We start from the raw sequence: 16,621 nt of genomic DNA, 5'->3' as shown, positions 1-16,621 counted from the left end.
ATGGCCCGCCACAACCTCTCCACCGTCATCTCGTTCGAGTTCAAGCGCACCGTCACCAAACGGTCGTTCTGGGTCGTGACGCTCATCCTCCCGCTGCTGGTGTTCGGCCTGGGCGCACTGCTCATCTCGGCCAACGTGTCGTCCGCCAACACCGCCGACGCGCAGAAGAACGCGCGCTTCGACTTCCTCTACAGCGACGCCTCCGGGCTGGTGAGCCCCACGATCGCACGCGAGTACGGCGGCAAGCTGATCGAGAGCGACGCCGAGGGGGTCGAGGAGGTCCAGATCGGCGGCACGGCGGCGTACTTCGACTACCCCGCCGACCCGAAGACGCAGACCATCAAGGTCTACGGCGCCGACGCCGGCGTGTTCGGTAACAACAAGTACTCCTCCGTCGCGCAATCGCTGCTCTCCGCCAGCGTGGAGCAGAAGCTCGACGCGCCGGTCGACGTCGCCATCCTCCGCGGCGAGGTCACCACTGCGACCACCACCTTCAAGGACGGCGCGGTCGCTCCCGGGTTCGAAGCGATCCTGCCGGCTCTCGTGTTCCTGGCCGCGTTCTTCATCGTGATCGTCTTCCTCGGCAATCAGATGCTGAACTCGACGCTGGAGGAGAAGGAGAACCGCGTCACGGAGATGATCCTGACGACGATCAACCCGACGAACCTCCTCATCGGCAAGGTGATCTCGCTGTTCGCCGTGGGATTGATACAGATCGCGGTGTTCGCGCTGCCGGTGCTCATCGGGTACCTGTTCTTCCGCGACCAGCTGAACATCCCGAACCTCGACCTCAGCGGACTGGTCTTCGACCCGCAGAAGATGATCGTCGGCTCGCTCATCCTGATCGGCGGATTCGCGCTGTTCACCGGCACGCTGGTGGCCGTCGGGGCCGTCATGCCGACGGCGAAGGACGCGGCGCCGGTCTTCTCCGTCGTCATCTTCGCCATCGTCATCCCGCTCTATGCATCGAGCTACGCGGTCAGCGCGCCCGACTCGCCGATCGTGCAGATCCTCGCCTACTTCCCGTACACCGCACCGATCACGACGCTGATCCTGAACGCGTTCGGATCGCTTCCGCTGTGGCAGGCGATCATCATCATCGCCGAGCTCTTCGTGCTCGCTGCGATCGTGCTGCGCCTGGCGGTCCGACTGTTCCGCTACGGCTCGATCCAGTACACGAGCAAGGTCAAGATCCGCGACGTGCTCGGGGCACGCAGCGACGCGGAGCGCGTGGCCCGCTGATGCTGGCCGTGACCATCGCGGAGCCGGGCGGCCCCGAGGCCCTTCGGCTCGGCGAGGTCGCGGATCCGGTGCCGACCGACGGCGAGGTGCTGATCCGCGTCGCCGCCGCCGGACTCAACGGGGCCGATCTCAGCCAGCGCCGCGGGTTCTATCCCCCGCCTCCGGGCGCGCCCGCATGGCCGGGGCTCGAGGTCTCCGGCACGGTCGCCGCCGTCGGACGCGATGTCGATCGCTGGCGGGTCGGCGACCGGGTCTGCGCCCTCCTCCCCGGAGGCGGCTACGCCGAGCTGGTCGCGGTCGACGCCGGGCTCGCGCTCCCCGTTCCGGACGCGGTGGACCTCGTGGAGGCCGCCGGCCTGCCCGAGGCCGTCGCCACCGTCTGGTCGAACGTGTTCCGGATCGGTCGGCTGGCCGCCGGCGAGACCCTGTTGGTGCACGGCGGATCCAGCGGCATCGGCACCACCGCCATCCAGCTCGCGCGCGCGTTCGATGCGACCGTCGTCGCGACGGCGGGCAGTCCGGTGAAGACGGCGTTCTGCCGCGAGCTCGGAGCGGACGCGGCCGTCGACTACCGCCGCCAGGACTTCGTCGAAGCAGTCCTCGCGTTCACCGACGGCCGCGGCGCCGACGTCGTGCTCGACATCGTCGGCGGCTCCTACATCGCCCGCGACCTCGACGCCCTGGCGGTCGGCGGACGCATCCTCTCGATCGCGGTCCGCGACGGAGCACCCGCCGCGCTCGACGTCGGACTGCTGATGCGCAAGCGGGCATCCCTGCACGGCACGACGCTGCGTGCCCGTCCGCTGGCCGAGCGTCGTGAGATCGTCGCAGACGTCGAGCGGCGGGTCTGGCCGCTGCTCAGCGACCGCCGTCTGCGTCCGGTCGTGGACGCCGTCTTCCCGCTGGCGGACGCCGCCCAGGCGCACCGCCGGATGGAGTCGTCGGCGCACCTCGGGAAGATCCTGCTGCGCGTCGGCTGAATGCGTCGGCCCCGGCCGCCGCGCCGACCCCGACGGCGTAGGCCAGAAGGTCGAGCCACTGGAACGTGCTGCCGACCACCAGTGACGCCGGCGGAACCGCGCGCGCGAGCGCCGCGGGCAGACCGGTCAGCTGCAGGAACTCGATCGCCCAGCACACGGCGAGCGCCGTCCCGGCGACGGTCGGTGAGGGGGCGCGCGGCACGATGAACGCCACCAGGAGGAAGATCAGCACGGCGTAGAGGGCGTCGCCGGCGAATCCGCCGCCCTCTCCCGGCACGCCGACGTGCACGGCGAGTCCGAGACCGATCACCAGGGCGGCGGAGAGGAGCAGGACGAGACGGCGCACCCTCCGACGCTACCGACGGGCTCCGGGCCTAACATCGGTCGCACGGATGATCCGGGACCGCCGCAGGTGGGAGGATCGATGCATGATCGATGCCGTCCCCGCCACCAGCAGCACCCCTTCGCCCGCTTCCTCGCCCGAACCCTCCGGCCCCTCCGACGCCGCGTTGATGGCGCTGCCGAAGGCCGAGCTGCACCTGCACATCGAGGGGACGCTCGAACCCGATCTCGCCTTCGAACTGGCGGGCCGCAACGGGGTCTCCCTGCCCTACGGCTCCGTGGAGGAGCTGGCCGCCCAGTACCGTTTCTACGACCTGCAGTCCTTCCTCGACCTCTACTACGCGACGATGGACGTGCTGCGCACCGGCGACGACTTCGCCGAGCTGACGCGTCGCTACCTCGCGCGCGCCTCCGAACAGGGCGTCCGTCACGTCGAGCTCTTCTTCGACCCGCAGGCGCACGTCGCCCGCGGTGTGCGGATCGAGGAGGTCGTCGACGGGATCGGCGCCGCGCTCGACGAAGCGGAGCGCGACCTCGGCATCACCAGCGGGATGATCCTCTGCTTCCTCCGCGACGAACCGGTCGAGTCGGCCGACCGGATCCTGAGCGCCGGGCTCACCCGCACCGACCGCGTCATCGGCGTCGGCCTGGACTCCGCCGAGGTCGGCTATCCGCCTGCGCTCTTCGAGGCCGTCTACCGTCGCGCCCGAGAGGCCGGCCTCCACGTGGTCGCCCACGCGGGCGAGGAGGGACCGGCGGGCTATGTGCGCGAGGCCCTCGACCTCCTCGGCGCGGAGCGGATCGATCACGGCATCCGCTCGATCGAGGACCCGGAACTGGTCGCCCGCCTGGCGCACGAGCGGATCGCCCTCACCGTCTGCCCGCTCTCCAACCTGCGGCTGCGGGCGGTCCCGGACCTCGCCGACCACCCGCTGCACCGACTCGACGAGGCCGGCGTGGCCGTCACCATCAACTCGGACGATCCGTCGTACTTCGGCGGCTACATCGGGGACAACTTCGTCGCCGTGCGCGACGCCCTCGGCCTGAGCGCCGACCAGGCCTCCCGCTTCGCCCGCAACGCGATCGAAGCGTCCTTCGCGCCGGAGAAGCGCAAAGCCGAACTGCTGCAGGAGCTGGAGGCGTGGCGCGGATGAACGCCTCGCAGCCGCACTCCCTGACGCTCCCCGACGGCCGACGGGTCCGCCTCTTCGACACCGGGGCGACGGACGGCCCCGCCGTGGTCTGGCAGCACGGCACACCGCAGACGGGCGCCGTCATCGAGCCCGTGGCGGCGGCGGCCGCTGCGCACGGGTTGCGCGTGATCTCCTGCGCCCGCCCCGGATACCCGGGCTCGGATCCGTTGCCGGGCCGCACCGTCGCCGACGCGGCGGGCGATGTGCTCGCGGTGCTCGACCACCTCGCCGTCGACCAGGTGGTCACGGCAGGCGCCTCCGGCGGCGGCCCGCACGCCCTCGCGATCGCCGCCCGCGCACCCGAGCGGGTGCGCGCGGCGGTCGTGCTGGCGGGCATCGCTCCCTACACCGGATCGCCGGACTGGTTCACCGGTATGGCGGACCCGTCCGGGCTCGGCGCCGCTCTCGGCGGCCGCGCGGAGCGCCTGGCCCACGCGCAGACCGCCACGTTCGACCCGGAGGTCTTCACCACCCGCGACTGGGACGCCCTGAACGCCGAGTGGCAACCGCTCGGCGTCGACGCCGGGGCGGGATCCGCCGAAGGACCGGACGGCGAGGTGGACGACGACATCGCCTACGTCACCCCGTGGGGAGTCGACCTCGCCGCCGTCCGCTGCCCGGTCCTGCTGGTCCAGGGCGGAGCCGACCGGGTCGTGCCGCCCGGGCACGCCGCCCTGCAGCTGGAGCGGCTGCGTCGCGGCGAGCTCTGGCTGCGGCCACGCGAGGGGCACGTCTCCGTGCTGACGGCGCTCGGCGTGGCCCTCGGCTGGGCCGCCGGCCGGTGAGCGGCGACGACCTCGGCTGATCCCGCCCGTCCGCGGCTCAGCCCAGTGCGGGGAGCAGTTTCTGGAACAGGTGGGCCGGGGCGTCGTGATCGTCGCCCGTACCGTTGATCAGGATCGCGACGCTGTCGCCCGTCGCCGGGTCGTACATCGCGAGCGCCTGGTAGCCGAGACCGTTGCCGGTGTGGCCGATCCACCCGTCGATCTCCCCCATCCCCATGCCGTAGGCGTCGTAGAACGGGCTGTTCGGGTCGTCGCTCGTCGGGGAGAGCGCGGCCTCGGAGGTGCGCTGCTCCGCCGTCGACTCCGTGAGCAGCTCGCCGGTTCCGAGCAGGCGTGCCCACCGGCCCAGGTCGCGGATCGTCCCGGCGAAGCCGCCGGCCGCCGAGAGGGAGTTCGCAGGTATGGCCGGCAGGAGTTCCGGCTCCTGGCCCTCGCCGCCGCCCTGGTACGGCTCGGCGAACGGCTTCGGGATGGGCGACGAGTCGGGGTAGGTGGTGGTGCTCAAGCCTCGCGGCTCCAGGATGGACTGCTGCACCACCTGGTACCAGGGCTCGCCGGTGACCTTCTGCAGCACCTCGCCGAGCAGGACCGTGTTGGTGTTCGAGTACTCGTAGCGCGCGTCCGGGGCGAAGTCGTTCGGCTCGGAGAAGGCCGCCTGCAAGATCTCCGCATCGGTCCAGTCGCGGGTCAGGTCGATCTTCAGCGCCTCCTGGAAGGCGGGGGTCGCCGAGTAGTTGGGCAGGCCGGATCGCATCCGGGCGAGCTCGCGCAGTGTGATCCGGTCGCCGTCCGGCACGCCGTCCACGTATTTCGACACGGGGTCGTCGAGCGACAGCCTCCCCTCGTCGACCAGCTGCAGGATGGCCGTGACCGTGTACGACTTGGTGATGCTGCGGAAGGCGAACCGATCGTCGGAGGTGACCGTGCGCCCGGTGGCGACGTCGGCGAGTCCGGCGACGCCCGTCCACGTCACGTCGTCGTGCGTGACGGTGATCGCTCCGCCGGGGATCCCCGTCGTGCGCAGGGCGTTTTCCAGGGCGGTCTGCGCCGCCGTCTGCCAGGCGTCCGCCGGCGTGGGCGCCTCCTCGGGCCGGGCGGCGCATCCTGCCGCGGCGAGCAGGACGACGAGGGAGGCGGCGAGAGCACCGGCGAGGCGGTTCTTCATCCTGCCATGGTGGCCCGGCCCCGTCGCACACCGCAAGGACCGGGCGAGAACGGTCAGTTCATCCGGGTTTCACCCGTCATCCGGTCGGAGTGTGTGGTGCGGGGCCGTCTCCGGCTCTGCCATGATGGCTGTCACTGCTCGCGGACGAGCGGTGACTCGCTGCGTCCGCGCCCTGTCGGTAAGGAGACGCCTTGACGAGTACATCCGCCCCCGCGATCCCGAAGTCCGGGACCCTCAAACGGAACCTCGGTCTGTGGGCCATCGTCGGTCTGGGTCTGGGCTACATGACGCCGACCGTCGTGTTCGACACGTTCGGCATGGTCGCGCGCGACACGGACAACGTCGTCCCGTCCGCGTACCTGGTCGCCCTGATCGTGATGATGTTCACCGCCATCAGCTACGGCAAGATGGCGGGCGCCATCCCGAGCGCCGGTTCCGCGTACACCTACGTACGCGAGTCGGTCCACCCGAACGTCGGGTTCATGGTCGGCTGGACGTCGCTCATCGACTACGTGCTGCTGCCGATGGTGAACTGCCTGATCATCCGGAGCTACCTGGAGGCGATCTTCCCGAGCGTCCCCGGCTGGATCTGGGTCGTGATCTACTGCGCCGTCGTCACCTCGGTCATCTACCTGACGATGCGCGGCACGTCGAACATGAACATGCTGCTCCTGGTCTTCTCGATCGTCGTCATGGCGGTCTTCGTGATCATGGTCATCGCCCAGCTCGCACAGGGCGCGGGCACCGGCACCGTCGCCTCCGTGCAGCCGTTCTTCCACGACGGCGTGACCCTCGGCGCCGTGCTGATGGGCGCCACGATCGTCTGCTTCTCGTTCATCGGCTTCGACGCGGTCACGATGTACGCGGAGGAGGCGAAGCACCCGCGGATCATGCCGAAGGCGATCTTGTTCACCGTCATCATCGGCGGCGCCATCTTCCTGATCGCGGCGTATTTCACACAGTTGCGCTTCCCGTCGTCCTCGGTGTTCCCCTCGGATGCGATCGAGGACAGCACGCTCCCCGAGATCGGCCTCCAGGTCGGCGGCCCGGTGCTGCAGGCCGTGCTGACCGCTGCAGGTTTCGCCGCGACGCTCGCCTCTGGCCTCGCCTCCCACGCCTCCGTCTCGCGGATGCTGCTGGTGATGGGCCGCAACAACGTGCTCCCGAAGCGCCTCTTCGGCTACATCAGCCCGAAGACGCACACCCCGACGTTCAACGTCGTCCTCGTCGGCGTCATCAGCCTGCTGGCGGCGGCGTTCACCCTAGAGCTGATCGCCGCGTTCATCAACTTCGGCGCCCTCATCGCGTTCACGTTCGTGAACGTGTCCGTGATCGCCTGGTTCGCCATCCGCAAGGGCCGCCGCAAGAAGGCGAAGGACATCTTCACGTTCATCGTCCTGCCGGGGATCGGCATGCTGATGACGGGAGTCCTCTGGGCGAACCTGCACATCGACGCCCTCATCGGCGGCTCCATCTGGGCCGCCATCGGCTTCGTGTACCTGCTGGTGCTCACGCGCGGCTTCCGCCGCAAGGCGGCCGCCTTCGACGAGGCGCAGCCCGTGACCGGCTTCAACAAGGCGATCACGCGCGACGACGACTGACCCGCCACCGAACACGAAAGGCCGCCCCGGCGAGGGGCGGCCTTTCGTGGCTCTGCGCCGATCCGAACAACGCGCGACAGCGGCCGATGGTGGAGATGGGGGGAATTGAACCCCCGTCCACTGCTGTGGTCATGTGCCTTCTACGGGTGTAGCCAGTGAAGGCGTGTTCTCGGCCCCGGATCTTGCCACTGGCACCTGATCCGACGGGCCCAGCATCAGTTGAAGTCCCTCTGTGCCCTGATACTCAACACAGAAGCTAGTCCTCTAGCTGACGCCAGGATCCGGGTAGAAGACGGTTCCCGGTCTGACGGTCTCTTAAATGGCGGAGGAGAACTTACGCCGCGAGGGCGAAGTCGGCCTTGGCCGAGACAGTGCTCTTGGAATTGGCACTTATAGTTTTGCATGCATCGTTTACGAGATAAGCATGCATCCTCGACCCGCTTCTCACAGTCACGCAGACAATGTCGAAACCGATCATCCCCGTGCGCAGCCGAAATGGCTGGGTCGCTGTCGCGCGCTGTTGAATTGTGCAGGTGCGTGTCCGCCGTGACCGGCGAGCTTCTCATACTACAACAGCGGCGCGGGTCGTTCTATGCCACGATCGGTCCATGTCGGAGACGATCATCACGGTCCAGGGCGAGTACGAGGAGGGGCGCGCCGCCGAACGCGGCACGGTCCGGGTGCTGGTCACCTATGACGGCGCGTCGCGGCACGAGGCCCTCGAGCTCGCCACGGAGCGCCACACCGAGCTCGTGGCGGGCCTCCGCGAGCTCCACGAGGCGCCGGGGGCCCCGCTCCTGCGCTGGTCGTCCGAGCAGCTGCGGGTGTGGGGCGATCGGCCGTGGAGCCAGACCGGAGAGCAGCTCCCGGTCGTCCATCACGCGCAGGCATCGCTGGAAGCGGAGTTCGCGGACCCGTCCGCTCTCTCGGACTGGGTCGGCGCGGTGTCGCTGCGCGACGGCGTGACTGTCGAGGGGGTGAGCTGGAGCCTCTCCCCCGAGACGCGACAGCAACTCACCGAGGAGGTGTCCCGCCGCGCCGTCGAGGAGGCCGTGGCGAAAGCTCGCCGCTACGCCGCCGCCCTCGGTCTGACCGACCTGCGCCCGGTGGCGCTGAGCGATCCGGGGATGCTCGGCGACGCCGGCGCTTCCCCGCAGCCCGGAGCCCCGTTCGCGGCGCGGATGGCCTCGGCGGACGTCAGCGGCGCGCCGCTCGCCCTGAAGCCGGACCTGATCCGCGTGACGGTCCGGGTGCACGCCCGCTTCGCCGCGTCCTGATCAGAGCGCGCGTCCGCCGCCGGCCGCGATCACGGCGCGCCCGAACCCGGGGTCGGCCCCGGCGTGGATCCCGGTCGCGGGACGTCGGTCAGCTCGAGGATGCGTGTCGCGGTGATGGTGTCGCCGCTGCGCCCGGTGCCGACCACGACCACCTCGTCGCCGGTGGCGAAGTCGGAGGCGGACGCCGACTGGTTCGGCAGCCCGAAGGCGGTGGACGAGGTGATCTTCACCGTGACGGTCGAGCCGGAGGTCGTCTTCACCGTCCAGTCGGAGCTGGAGGTCGACTCGAGCGTGCCCCGGACGAGCTCGCGTTGCGTGCCGCCATTCCGGCCTCCGGTGCCGGAGCCGCCCTGACCGGAGTCGCCCTGACCGGATCCCCCGTTGCCGGAGCCGCCCGGCCCGAGGTTCTGCCGGCCGTCCCCCGGTGCGCCGCGGTCGCGGGGCGAAGTGTGCTCGAAGGCCGAGAGGGAGTGGGCGGCCACGTTCACCGCGACGGCCGTACCGACCCCGATCAGGCCGAGGACGACCACGATCCCGAGCACGAGGGTGGAGATGGCGAAGGCGAGTCCGTGCCGCTTGTAGAACGGTTCGACGGCCGGTGCCGGTGCCGTGGGCGGGACTCCCCCCGGAGCGGCCGCTGCAGGGGGCGGGGCGGACGGCTGGGATGCCGCAGCCGTCGGCGCCGCACCGGGCGCCGGCGGCAGCGGTTCCGTCGGCTGGTTCTCATCCATGATCACAGGAAAGCATGCGCAGCCCGCGTTGGGGCTGCGAGCCCCTGATGACTCCGCTGTGAATCCGGGCCCGGCGGCGCCTCGCCGCTGCCGTCAGGCGGGCTGCACGAGCACCGAGCGCAGCTTCGCGAGTTCCAGCTCGTCCAGTCCCGCGTCCAGCAGGTAGGCGCGGACGCTTCCGAAGTCGCGCTCGATCAGGTCGAGTCCCGCGGCCAGCGCCTCCCGCGGACTGCCGCCCATGATCACCTGGAGGTTCGGGGTCATCTCGACGCCGTAGCCGCGGACGAGTGCGAGCATCCGGTCGAGCCATTCGCCGGCCAGGTTGGCCTGCGTGGCCGCGTAGTCGTCGAGCACGGTCTCACGATCCACGCCCGCGGCGAGCAGGGCCAGCGCGATGACCACGCCAGTGCGGTCCTTGCCCGCGGTGCAGTGGACGATCACCGGCTCCGTTCCGGTGTCGGCGATCTCGCGAAGGGCGCGGATGACCACGTCCCGATGCTGGAGGATGATCTTCTCGTAGAGATCGACCAGGGTGGCTCCGACCGTGGCCTGCGATGCTCCGGAGCCTTCGAAGACCGGCAGGCGCAGCACGGTGACGTCGAGCCCGCTCAGATCGTCGGGCCGGGACTCCACCTCGAAGTCGTCGCGCAGGTCGATGACGATCCGCGCCCCGAGCTCACGCAAGGCAGCCTTCCCCTCGTCGCCGAGATCGGCCAGCGCATCGGCCCGGAACAGCTTGCCGGAACGGGTGACCCCGCCCTCCACCGCGTACCCGCCGACATCGCGGAAGTTGTACGTGCCGTGGACCGGGATGCGCTGCGGGGAGGTGCTCATGGCCTCAGTCTGCCAGGTGGGCGCCGGCCCCGGCGCCATGCGGGATCGCCTTACTCGCCGAGGTGCCGGCGGCTCGACATCGCCCGCTGCGCCTCACGGTTGTCCTGCCGCTCGCGCAGCGCCTGGCGCTTGTCGTAGTCCTTCTTGCCCTTGGCGACCGCGATCTCGACCTTGGCCCGGCCGTCGTTGAAGTAGATCTGCAGCGGGATGATCGTGTAGCCGCCCTGCTTGACCTTATTCTCGATCTTCAGGATCTGCGCCTTGTGCAGCAGCAGCTTGCGCTTGCGGCGCGGGGCGTGGTTGTTCCAGGTCCCGTCCGCGTATTCCGGGATGTGCACGGCGTCGAGCCAGGCCTCCCCCTTGTCGACGAAGGCGTAGCCGTCGACAAGCGACGCCCGGCCCAGCCGCAGCGACTTCACCTCGGTGCCGGTCAGGACGAGACCGGCCTCGAAGGTGTCCTCGAGGATGTAGTCGTGGCGGGCGCGACGGTTGGTCGCGACGACCTTCTGTCCCTGTTCCCTGGGCACGGCTCACTCCTGACGTTCGATGGTGGCGCTGCCCGGCGCGTCGCCGGGCAGCAGACCAGTCTATCGTGCGTCAGACCTTCAGGTAGCGCTTGATCGCGAAGTTGGCCGAGGCGGCGGCGAGGAGCACCCCGACCAGCACGATCAACGGGATCACCGGCCAGGCCTGGGACATCGAGACGAAGTTGATCGATTGGATGCTGTTCTGCAGCGGTCCGCGTACGAACAGTTGCACGATCAGCACCAGCACGGTCGCCGCCAGCAGCGCACCGATCAGCGCGGCGAGCACACCCTCGATGATGAACGGTGTCTGGATGAACCGGTTGGACGCGCCGACGAGCCGCATGATCCCGATCTCGCGCCTACGGGAGAACGCGGAGAGCCGGATGGTGGTGGCGATGAGCAGCACGGCCGCCACGAGCATCACCACCGCGACGACGAGCGCCGTGGCACTGGCGGCGCCGAGGATGTTGAAGATCTGATCGAGGTAGCTGCGCTGGTCGACGACGCTCTGCACCCCGGCCGACCCGGCGAGGGTCTCCGTGAGCACGGCCGACTGGTTCGGGTCCTTGAGGTTGACCCAGAACGTCTGCGGGATCATGTCCGGCGTCACGAAGTCGGCGATCTGGTTGCCCTTGAACTGCTGCTTGAACTCGTTGTACGCCTGCTGCTGGTCCTGGAAGTAGAACTTCTGGATGTACGGCGACAGCTCGGGCGACTCCAGCTGCTTCTTGACCGCTTCGACCGTCTGGTCGGTCGCGGCACCGCCCTGGCAGTTGTCCGCCTCGGTGCACATGTAGACAGCGACCTGCGCGCGGTCGTACCAGTAGGTCTTCATCTGCCCGATCTGCACCTGCAGCAGCACGGCCGTGCCGACGAAGGTCAGGGAGATGAACGTGACGAGGATGACCGAGATCACCATCGAGAGGTTGCGGCGCAGGCCGTTGCCGACCTCCGACCAGATCAGGCCGAATCTCATTTGGTCGGCCCCACATTCTGCTCGCCGTCGCGGTCGGTGGTCTCGCGCAGTCCCCGGAGGTCGAGGTTGGCGGTGAAGTTGAGGTGGTCAGGCAGGGAGTCGCCGGCCGGCGGACCGACGGGCTGGTCGACCGGTGGCTGCGGCGCGGCGGCGGCCTGCGGTTGCACGACGGGCTGCGGCTGCGACACGACCGGCTGCTGGTGCTGGGTGGCCGACTGCTGGGCGACCGGCTGCTGGACCATCGGCTGCTGGGCGGCCGGCGGATACGTGATCGGCTGCGGCGGCAGCGGGGGCACGGACGGCTGCGGTCCGGTCTGCTGCGGCACCGAGACCGGCCCCGTCGGGTTGCCGACGGGTGCGTGCGGACGCGTCATCGGCTCCGAGCCGAACGCTGCGTTCGCGGGCACCCCGACCGGGACGGCCGCGGGAGCCTGCGCGGGCACCGTGAGCTGCTCGCGCTGGATCGGCACCGCAGCGGTCACGCCGTAACCGCCATGACGCTCGTCGCGCACGATCTGCCCGCTGACGAGCTCGATCACCCGTCGCTTCATCTGGTCGACGATGGCCGCCTCGTGGGTCGCCATCAGGACGGTGGTGCCCCCGGCGTTGATGCGCTCGAGCACGCCCATGATCCCGGCGCTGGTGGCCGGATCCAGGTTGCCCGTCGGCTCGTCCGCCAGGAGGATCTGCGGCTTGTTGACGACGGCGCGTGCGATGGCGACGCGCTGCTGCTCACCTCCGGACAGCTCGTGCGGCAGGCGCTGCGCCTTGCCGTCGAGACCGACCATCGTGAGGACGTCCGGGACGGCCTCCTGGATGAAGGCACGGGACTTGCCGATGACCTGCAGGGTGAAGGCGACGTTCTGGAAGACGTTCTTGTTGGGAAGGAGACGGAAGTCCTGGAAGACGACACCGAGGTTGCGACGGAAGTACGGCACCTTGCGGGAGGAGATCGAGCCGAGGTCCTGCCCCAGCACGTGGATGTTGCCCTTGGTGGGCTTCTCTTCTTTCAGGATGAGGCGCAGGCAGCTCGACTTGCCCGAGCCGGACGCGCCGACGAGGAAGACGAACTCACCGCGCAGCACCTCGAGGTTGATGCCGTTCAGCGCCGGGCGGGTCGTGCCCGAGTACTGCTTGGATACGTGTTCGAACCGGATCATGACGTGTAGAGACTATGCATCTTCCGGCGCATCCGCCGTATCGGCGTGGGCGTGGCGCGAGCCTGACAGCACGCCGTACGCGCGGTCCGAGCTCGGTCGGTGCTAGACGGGCTAGGCCTGGGCTTCCGCTTTGGCTCCGGCGCGCCAGCGGATGCCCGCGGCGATGAAGCCGTCGAGGTCGCCGTCGAACACCGAACTGGGGTTGCCGGACTCGTACCCGGTGCGCAGGTCCTTGACCAGCTGCTGGCCGTAGAGGAAGTAGGAGCGCATCTGGTCGCCCCAGCTCGCCGTGATGGTGCCGGCGAGTTCCTTCTTCTTCGCGGCCTCCTCCTCCTTCTGCAGCAGCAGCAGTCGGGTCTGGAGCACGCGCATCGCGGCGGCGCGGTTCTGGATCTGCGACTTCTCGTTCTGCATCGAGACGACGATGCCGGTCGGGAGGTGGGTGATCCGCACCGCGGAGTCGGTCGTGTTGACCGACTGGCCCCCGGGACCGGACGACCGGAAGACGTCGATGCGGATGTCGCCCTCGGGGATGTCGACCTGCACGGCCTCCTCCATGAGCGGGATCACCTCGACGGCGGCGAACGAGGTCTGGCGCTTGTCGGCGGATCCGAACGGGCTGATGCGCGCGAGGCGGTGGGTGCCCGCCTCCACGGAAAGCGTGCCGAAGGCGTAGGGCACGTCGACCTCGAAGGTCGCGGACTTGATACCCGCTCCCTCGGCGTACGAGGTGTCCATCACCTTGACCGGGTACTTGTGGCGCTCGGCCCAGCGCAGGTACATGCGCAGCAGCATCTCAGCGAAGTCGGTGGCGTCGTCGCCGCCGGCGCCGGAGCGGATGGTCACGATCGCGGCGCGCTCGTCGTACTCGCCGTTCAGGAGGGTCTGCACCTCGAGGGAGCCGAGTGCCTTCTGCAGCGAGTCGAGCTCGGCGCGGGCCTCGGCGGCCGACTCCTCGTCGTCGCCCTCGACGGCGAGCTCGACGAGCACCTCGAGGTCGTCGAGGCGCTGCTCGATCGCGGTGATCCGGCCGAGCTCCGCCTGGCGGTGACTGAGGGCGCTGGTCACCTTCTGCGCGTTCGCCGTGTCGTCCCAGAGGTCGGGGGCACCGGCCTGCTCGCTGAGAGCGGCGATGTCGGCACGGAGCTTGTCCGGGTTGACGACGGCGGTGATGTCGCCCAGGGTCGAGCGCAACTCGGCGATCTGCGGGGTGAGGTCCAGTTCAATCATGTCGGCGTCCAGCCTACCGGCCGGTCGCCCGCGCGGGGGCGGCGCGGAGAAGTTGTACGGTGTTAACGAGATGACTTCCGACGAGCGCCCCTTCCGATTCCGCTCCGTCGCACTCGCAGCCTTCCTTCCAACGCTGCTGTTCTCCATCGGCGAGGGCGCGATCATCCCGATCATCCCCATCGCAGCCGGCAACCTGGGGGCGTCGCTGGCGATGGCCGGGTTCATCGCGTCGATGGTGATGCTCGGCGAACTGGCAGGCGACATCCCGAGCGGGTGGGTGGTCTCCCGGTTCGGCGAGCGCCGATCGATGATCGCCGCGGCCGTGGTCGCGATCGCCGGGATCGCGGTCTGCCTGCTCGCTCCGAACTACTGGGTGCTGATGGTCGGGATCTTCGTGGTCGGTCTGGCCACGGCGGTGTTCGCGCTCGCACGGCACGCGTTCATGACCACCTACGTCCCGCAGCGCTACCGGGCGCGAGCGCTCTCCACCCTCGGGGGTATCTTCCGTTGCGGTTGGTTCGTCGGGCCGCTGATCGCCTCCGCCGTCATCGCCCTGACCGGCTCGACGCAGTCGGTGTTCTGGATCTTCGTCGTCGGCTGCGTGGGAGCCGTCGTGGTGCTGGTCGCGCTGCCCGACCCGGAGAAGATGTTCGGCCCGAGTGCGCGCACGACCGATGCGGCCGGTGAGCGGGTGACGGCCGGCGAGGAGGAGGCCGAGGAGCGCACGCACGGCCTGTTCCGCACGATCTGGGCCTTCCGCGCCGTGCTGGTGCGCATGGGGTCCGGTGTGGCGCTCGTCAGCGCGGTGCGCTCCGCCCGCACCGTCCTGATGCCGCTCTGGGCGGTCTCGATCGGGCTCAGCGAGGCGAACACGGCTCTGATCATCGGCCTGGCGGGAGCGGTGGACTTCGCCCTCTTCTACGCGAGCGGCCAGATCATGGACCGGTTCGGGCGGATGTGGAGCGCCATCCCGTCGATGATCGGCCTCGGCGCCGGCTTCCTCGCCCTCTCGTTCACGCACGAGCTGGATGCGCGCGTCGCCTGGTACATCGGCGTCTCGCTCTTCCTGTCCGTCGCCAACGGCATCGGCTCCGGAATCGTGATGACACTGGGCGCCGACCTCGCGCCCCGCGACGCCCCGGCGGCGTTCCTCGGCGCCTGGCGGTTCTCGAGCGACGCCGGGCAGGCCGTCGCCCCGCTGGTCGTCTCCCTGCTGACCGCGGTCGTCTCGATCTCGTTCGCCGGGGGCGTGATGGGCGTCCTCGGGCTGCTGGGGGCCGCGATGCTCGGCCGCTACATCCCGCGCTACGTCCCCCGCACGACACGGGCCGCCTGACCTCCGCGCCCGACCCGGGAATAGGCTCGACCCGGAGGCCGTTCGGCTTCATGCAAACGCATGAATGTGAGGACTGACATGGCGACGAGACTCGAACTCGGCATCGACACCTTCGGAGACGTCACCCGCGACGCCGACGGCGCACCGCTGACCCACGCGCAGGTCCTGCGCAACGTCGTCGAGGAGGGGGTGCTGGCCGATCAGGTCGGCCTCGACTTCATCGGCATCGGCGAGCACCACCGCGAGGACTTCGCGGTCTCCGCCCCCGAGGTGGTGCTGGCGGCGATCGCGGGGCGCACCGAGCGCATCCATCTCGGGTCGGCCGTCACCGTGCTGAGCTCGGACGACCCGGTGCGCGTGTTCCAGCGGTTCGCGACCCTCGACGGTGTGTCCGGCGGCCGCGCGGAGGTCATCCTCGGCCGCGGCTCCTTCATCGAATCGTTCCCCCTCTTCGGGCTCGACCTCGGGCAGTACGAAGAGCTCTTCGAGGAGAAGCTGGACCTGTTCGCCGAGCTGCGGAAGCAGCAGCCGGTGACCTGGGAGGGCTCCCTCCGCCCGGCTCTGACCGGCCAGTCGGTGTACCCGCACCTGGAGAACGGCCCGCTGAAGACATGGATCGGCGTCGGAGGCAGCCCCGAGTCGGTCGTCCGCGCCGCGCACTACGGCCTCCCGCTGATGCTCGCGATCATCGGCGGCGGCCCGATGCGCTTCCAGCCGCTCGCCGAGCTCTACCGCAAGGCCCTCGACCAGTTCGACCAGGACACCACCCTCCCGATCGGGGTGCACTCCCCCGGCTTCGTCGCCGCGACCGACGACGAGGCGAAGGAGATCCTCTGGCCGCACTACGAGGCGATGACCAACCGGATCGGCCGTGAGCGGGGCTGGCCGCCGGCCTCGCGCGCACGATTCGAGCACGAGGCCGGCGAGGACGGCGCCCTCGTCGTCGGCTCGCCGGAGACCGTCGCGCAGAAGATCGCCTACACCGCGCGTGGACTCGGGATCGAGCGGTTCGACCTCAAGATCAGCAACGGGACGCTCGGCCACGACCACCTGATGCGCGCGATCGAGCTGTACGGCACCGAGGTCGCGCCGCGCGTGCATGAGCTATTGTCGTAGCCGCGCCTAGCGCGCGCCGCGGGAGTGGTGAAACTGGCAGACACGCAGGATTTAGGTTCCTGTGCTTCACGGCGTGAGGGTTCGAGTCCCTTCTCCCGCACTTCGGCACTGGTCTCGCGCTGATCC

General features: G+C 69.6%; 15 protein-coding genes, 1 tRNA gene, 1 other RNA gene and 1 pseudogene. 9 read left to right on the top strand and 9 right to left on the bottom strand.

What is annotated here, in order from left to right; translation table 11 throughout:
• Both U870_RS0110315 and U870_RS0110310 read left to right on the top strand, forming a co-directional pair.
• Complete coding sequence (locus U870_RS0110315) at positions 1 to 1,242, top strand: ABC transporter permease (RefSeq protein WP_025157309.1); 1,242 nt, start codon at positions 1 to 3, stop codon at positions 1,240 to 1,242.
• The gene (locus U870_RS0110310; RefSeq protein WP_025157308.1) at positions 1,242 to 2,222 is read left to right on the top strand and encodes an NAD(P)H-quinone oxidoreductase; all 981 of its coding nucleotides are present in this window, start codon (positions 1,242 to 1,244) and stop codon (positions 2,220 to 2,222) included. The genes U870_RS0110315 and U870_RS0110310 overlap by 1 nt, the downstream gene beginning before the upstream one ends.
• Positions 2,223 to 2,259: 37 nt before the next feature.
• On the opposite strand, the pseudogene U870_RS25050 reads toward U870_RS0110310, so the two are convergent.
• Positions 2,260 to 2,499: pseudogene (locus U870_RS25050) on the bottom strand (DUF2809 domain-containing protein); the annotation flags it as partial.
• 235 nt (positions 2,500 to 2,734) lie between these two features.
• On the opposite strand from U870_RS25050, the gene U870_RS0110300 reads away from it, so the two are divergent.
• Together U870_RS0110300 and U870_RS0110295 are read left to right on the top strand one after the other, a co-directional pair.
• Positions 2,735 to 3,718: an adenosine deaminase gene (locus tag U870_RS0110300; protein WP_029947455.1), complete on the top strand. Its 984-nt coding sequence runs from the start codon at positions 2,735 to 2,737 to the stop codon at positions 3,716 to 3,718.
• Positions 3,715 to 4,542 (top strand): alpha/beta fold hydrolase, encoded by an 828-nt coding sequence (locus U870_RS0110295; protein ID WP_025157305.1) that lies wholly within the window; start codon positions 3,715 to 3,717, stop codon positions 4,540 to 4,542. Before U870_RS0110300 ends, U870_RS0110295 begins: the two co-directional genes overlap by 4 nt.
• 37 nt (positions 4,543 to 4,579) lie before the next feature.
• Here U870_RS0110295 and U870_RS0110290 read toward each other — a convergent pair whose 3' ends face one another.
• Positions 4,580 to 5,707 carry a serine hydrolase domain-containing protein gene (locus U870_RS0110290; protein ID WP_025157304.1) on the bottom strand — a complete coding sequence of 376 codons (1,128 nt, stop codon included), beginning with the start codon at positions 5,705 to 5,707 and terminating at the stop codon, positions 4,580 to 4,582.
• A gap of 251 nt (positions 5,708 to 5,958) precedes the next feature.
• Here U870_RS0110290 and U870_RS0110285 point away from each other — a divergent pair, with 251 nt between their 5' ends.
• Positions 5,959 to 7,308 carry an APC family permease gene (locus U870_RS0110285; RefSeq protein ID WP_029947452.1) on the top strand — a complete coding sequence of 450 codons (1,350 nt, stop codon included), beginning with the start codon at positions 5,959 to 5,961 and terminating at the stop codon, positions 7,306 to 7,308.
• Positions 7,309 to 7,395: 87 nt separating this feature from the next.
• Here U870_RS0110285 and ssrA read toward each other — a convergent pair.
• Positions 7,396 to 7,790: a transfer-messenger RNA gene (gene ssrA / locus U870_RS23675) on the bottom strand.
• A gap of 126 nt (positions 7,791 to 7,916) precedes the next feature.
• On the opposite strand from ssrA, the gene U870_RS0110280 reads away from it, so the two are divergent.
• Positions 7,917 to 8,585 (top strand): SIMPL domain-containing protein, encoded by a 669-nt coding sequence (locus tag U870_RS0110280; protein WP_025157302.1) that lies wholly within the window; start codon positions 7,917 to 7,919, stop codon positions 8,583 to 8,585.
• A gap of 29 nt (positions 8,586 to 8,614) precedes the next feature.
• Here U870_RS0110280 and U870_RS0110275 read toward each other — a convergent pair whose 3' ends face one another.
• The 6 genes from U870_RS0110275 to prfB all read right to left on the bottom strand — a co-directional run bounded on the left by U870_RS0110275 (position 8,615) and on the right by prfB (position 14,043).
• Positions 8,615 to 9,316 (bottom strand): DUF5666 domain-containing protein, encoded by a 702-nt coding sequence (locus U870_RS0110275; RefSeq protein ID WP_025157301.1) that lies wholly within the window; start codon positions 9,314 to 9,316, stop codon positions 8,615 to 8,617.
• 93 nt (positions 9,317 to 9,409) lie between these two features.
• Complete coding sequence (locus U870_RS0110270; protein WP_025157300.1) at positions 9,410 to 10,150, bottom strand: tyrosine-protein phosphatase; 741 nt, start codon at positions 10,148 to 10,150, stop codon at positions 9,410 to 9,412.
• 50 nt (positions 10,151 to 10,200) lie between these two features.
• The gene (gene smpB, locus U870_RS0110265) at positions 10,201 to 10,677 is read right to left on the bottom strand and encodes an SsrA-binding protein SmpB (protein WP_025157299.1); all 477 of its coding nucleotides are present in this window, start codon (positions 10,675 to 10,677) and stop codon (positions 10,201 to 10,203) included.
• A gap of 70 nt (positions 10,678 to 10,747) precedes the next feature.
• Positions 10,748 to 11,653, bottom strand: a complete 906-nt coding sequence (gene ftsX, locus U870_RS0110260; protein WP_025157298.1) for a permease-like cell division protein FtsX — start codon at positions 11,651 to 11,653, stop codon at positions 10,748 to 10,750.
• Entirely contained in the window at positions 11,650 to 12,813 is a 1,164-nt protein-coding gene (gene ftsE, locus U870_RS0110255; protein WP_025157297.1) for a cell division ATP-binding protein FtsE, read from the bottom strand. Before ftsE ends, ftsX begins: the two co-directional genes overlap by 4 nt.
• Before the next feature lie 111 nt (positions 12,814 to 12,924).
• Entirely contained in the window at positions 12,925 to 14,043 is a 1,119-nt protein-coding gene (gene prfB / locus U870_RS0110250) for a peptide chain release factor 2 (protein WP_025157296.1), read from the bottom strand.
• Between the two features lie 70 nt (positions 14,044 to 14,113).
• Here prfB and U870_RS0110245 point away from each other — a divergent pair, with 70 nt between their 5' ends.
• From U870_RS0110245 to U870_RS0110235, 3 genes are all read left to right on the top strand, one after another.
• Entirely contained in the window at positions 14,114 to 15,379 is a 1,266-nt protein-coding gene (locus tag U870_RS0110245; protein WP_025157295.1) for an MFS transporter, read from the top strand.
• 78 nt (positions 15,380 to 15,457) lie between these two features.
• Positions 15,458 to 16,495: an LLM class flavin-dependent oxidoreductase gene (locus tag U870_RS0110240; protein WP_025157294.1), complete on the top strand. Its 1,038-nt coding sequence runs from the start codon at positions 15,458 to 15,460 to the stop codon at positions 16,493 to 16,495.
• A gap of 18 nt (positions 16,496 to 16,513) precedes the next feature.
• A tRNA-Leu gene (locus tag U870_RS0110235) sits at positions 16,514 to 16,595 on the top strand.
• Positions 16,596 to 16,621 lie beyond the last annotated feature (26 nt).

It is taken from the genome of Leifsonia aquatica H1aii (genome assembly GCF_000633535.1).
Lineage (GTDB): Bacteria > Actinomycetota > Actinomycetes > Actinomycetales > Microbacteriaceae > Leifsonia > Leifsonia aquatica_A.
This window is presented reverse-complemented; position numbering and strand designations above follow the sequence as displayed.

Bases quoted from the DNA above. Each gene is read 5' to 3' on its own strand.
- U870_RS0110315 (WP_025157309.1), top strand. From the start codon at position 1: ATGGCCCGCCACAACCTCTCCACCGTCATCTCGTTCGAGTTCAAGCGC.
- U870_RS0110310 (WP_025157308.1), top strand. From the start codon at position 1,242: ATGCTGGCCGTGACCATCGCGGAGCCGGGCGGCCCCGAGGCCCTTCGG.
- U870_RS0110300 (WP_029947455.1), top strand. From the start codon at position 2,735: ATGGCGCTGCCGAAGGCCGAGCTGCACCTGCACATCGAGGGGACGCTC.
- U870_RS0110295 (WP_025157305.1), top strand. From the start codon at position 3,715: ATGAACGCCTCGCAGCCGCACTCCCTGACGCTCCCCGACGGCCGACGG.
- U870_RS0110290 (WP_025157304.1), bottom strand. From the start codon at position 5,707: ATGAAGAACCGCCTCGCCGGTGCTCTCGCCGCCTCCCTCGTCGTCCTG.
- U870_RS0110280 (WP_025157302.1), top strand. From the start codon at position 7,917: ATGTCGGAGACGATCATCACGGTCCAGGGCGAGTACGAGGAGGGGCGC.
- U870_RS0110275 (WP_025157301.1), bottom strand. From the start codon at position 9,316: ATGGATGAGAACCAGCCGACGGAACCGCTGCCGCCGGCGCCCGGTGCG.
- U870_RS0110270 (WP_025157300.1), bottom strand. From the start codon at position 10,150: ATGAGCACCTCCCCGCAGCGCATCCCGGTCCACGGCACGTACAACTTC.
- ftsX (WP_025157298.1), bottom strand. From the start codon at position 11,653: ATGAGATTCGGCCTGATCTGGTCGGAGGTCGGCAACGGCCTGCGCCGC.
- ftsE (WP_025157297.1), bottom strand. From the start codon at position 12,813: ATGATCCGGTTCGAACACGTATCCAAGCAGTACTCGGGCACGACCCGC.
- prfB (WP_025157296.1), bottom strand. From the start codon at position 14,043: ATGATTGAACTGGACCTCACCCCGCAGATCGCCGAGTTGCGCTCGACC.
- U870_RS0110245 (WP_025157295.1), top strand. From the start codon at position 14,114: ATGACTTCCGACGAGCGCCCCTTCCGATTCCGCTCCGTCGCACTCGCA.
- U870_RS0110240 (WP_025157294.1), top strand. From the start codon at position 15,458: ATGGCGACGAGACTCGAACTCGGCATCGACACCTTCGGAGACGTCACC.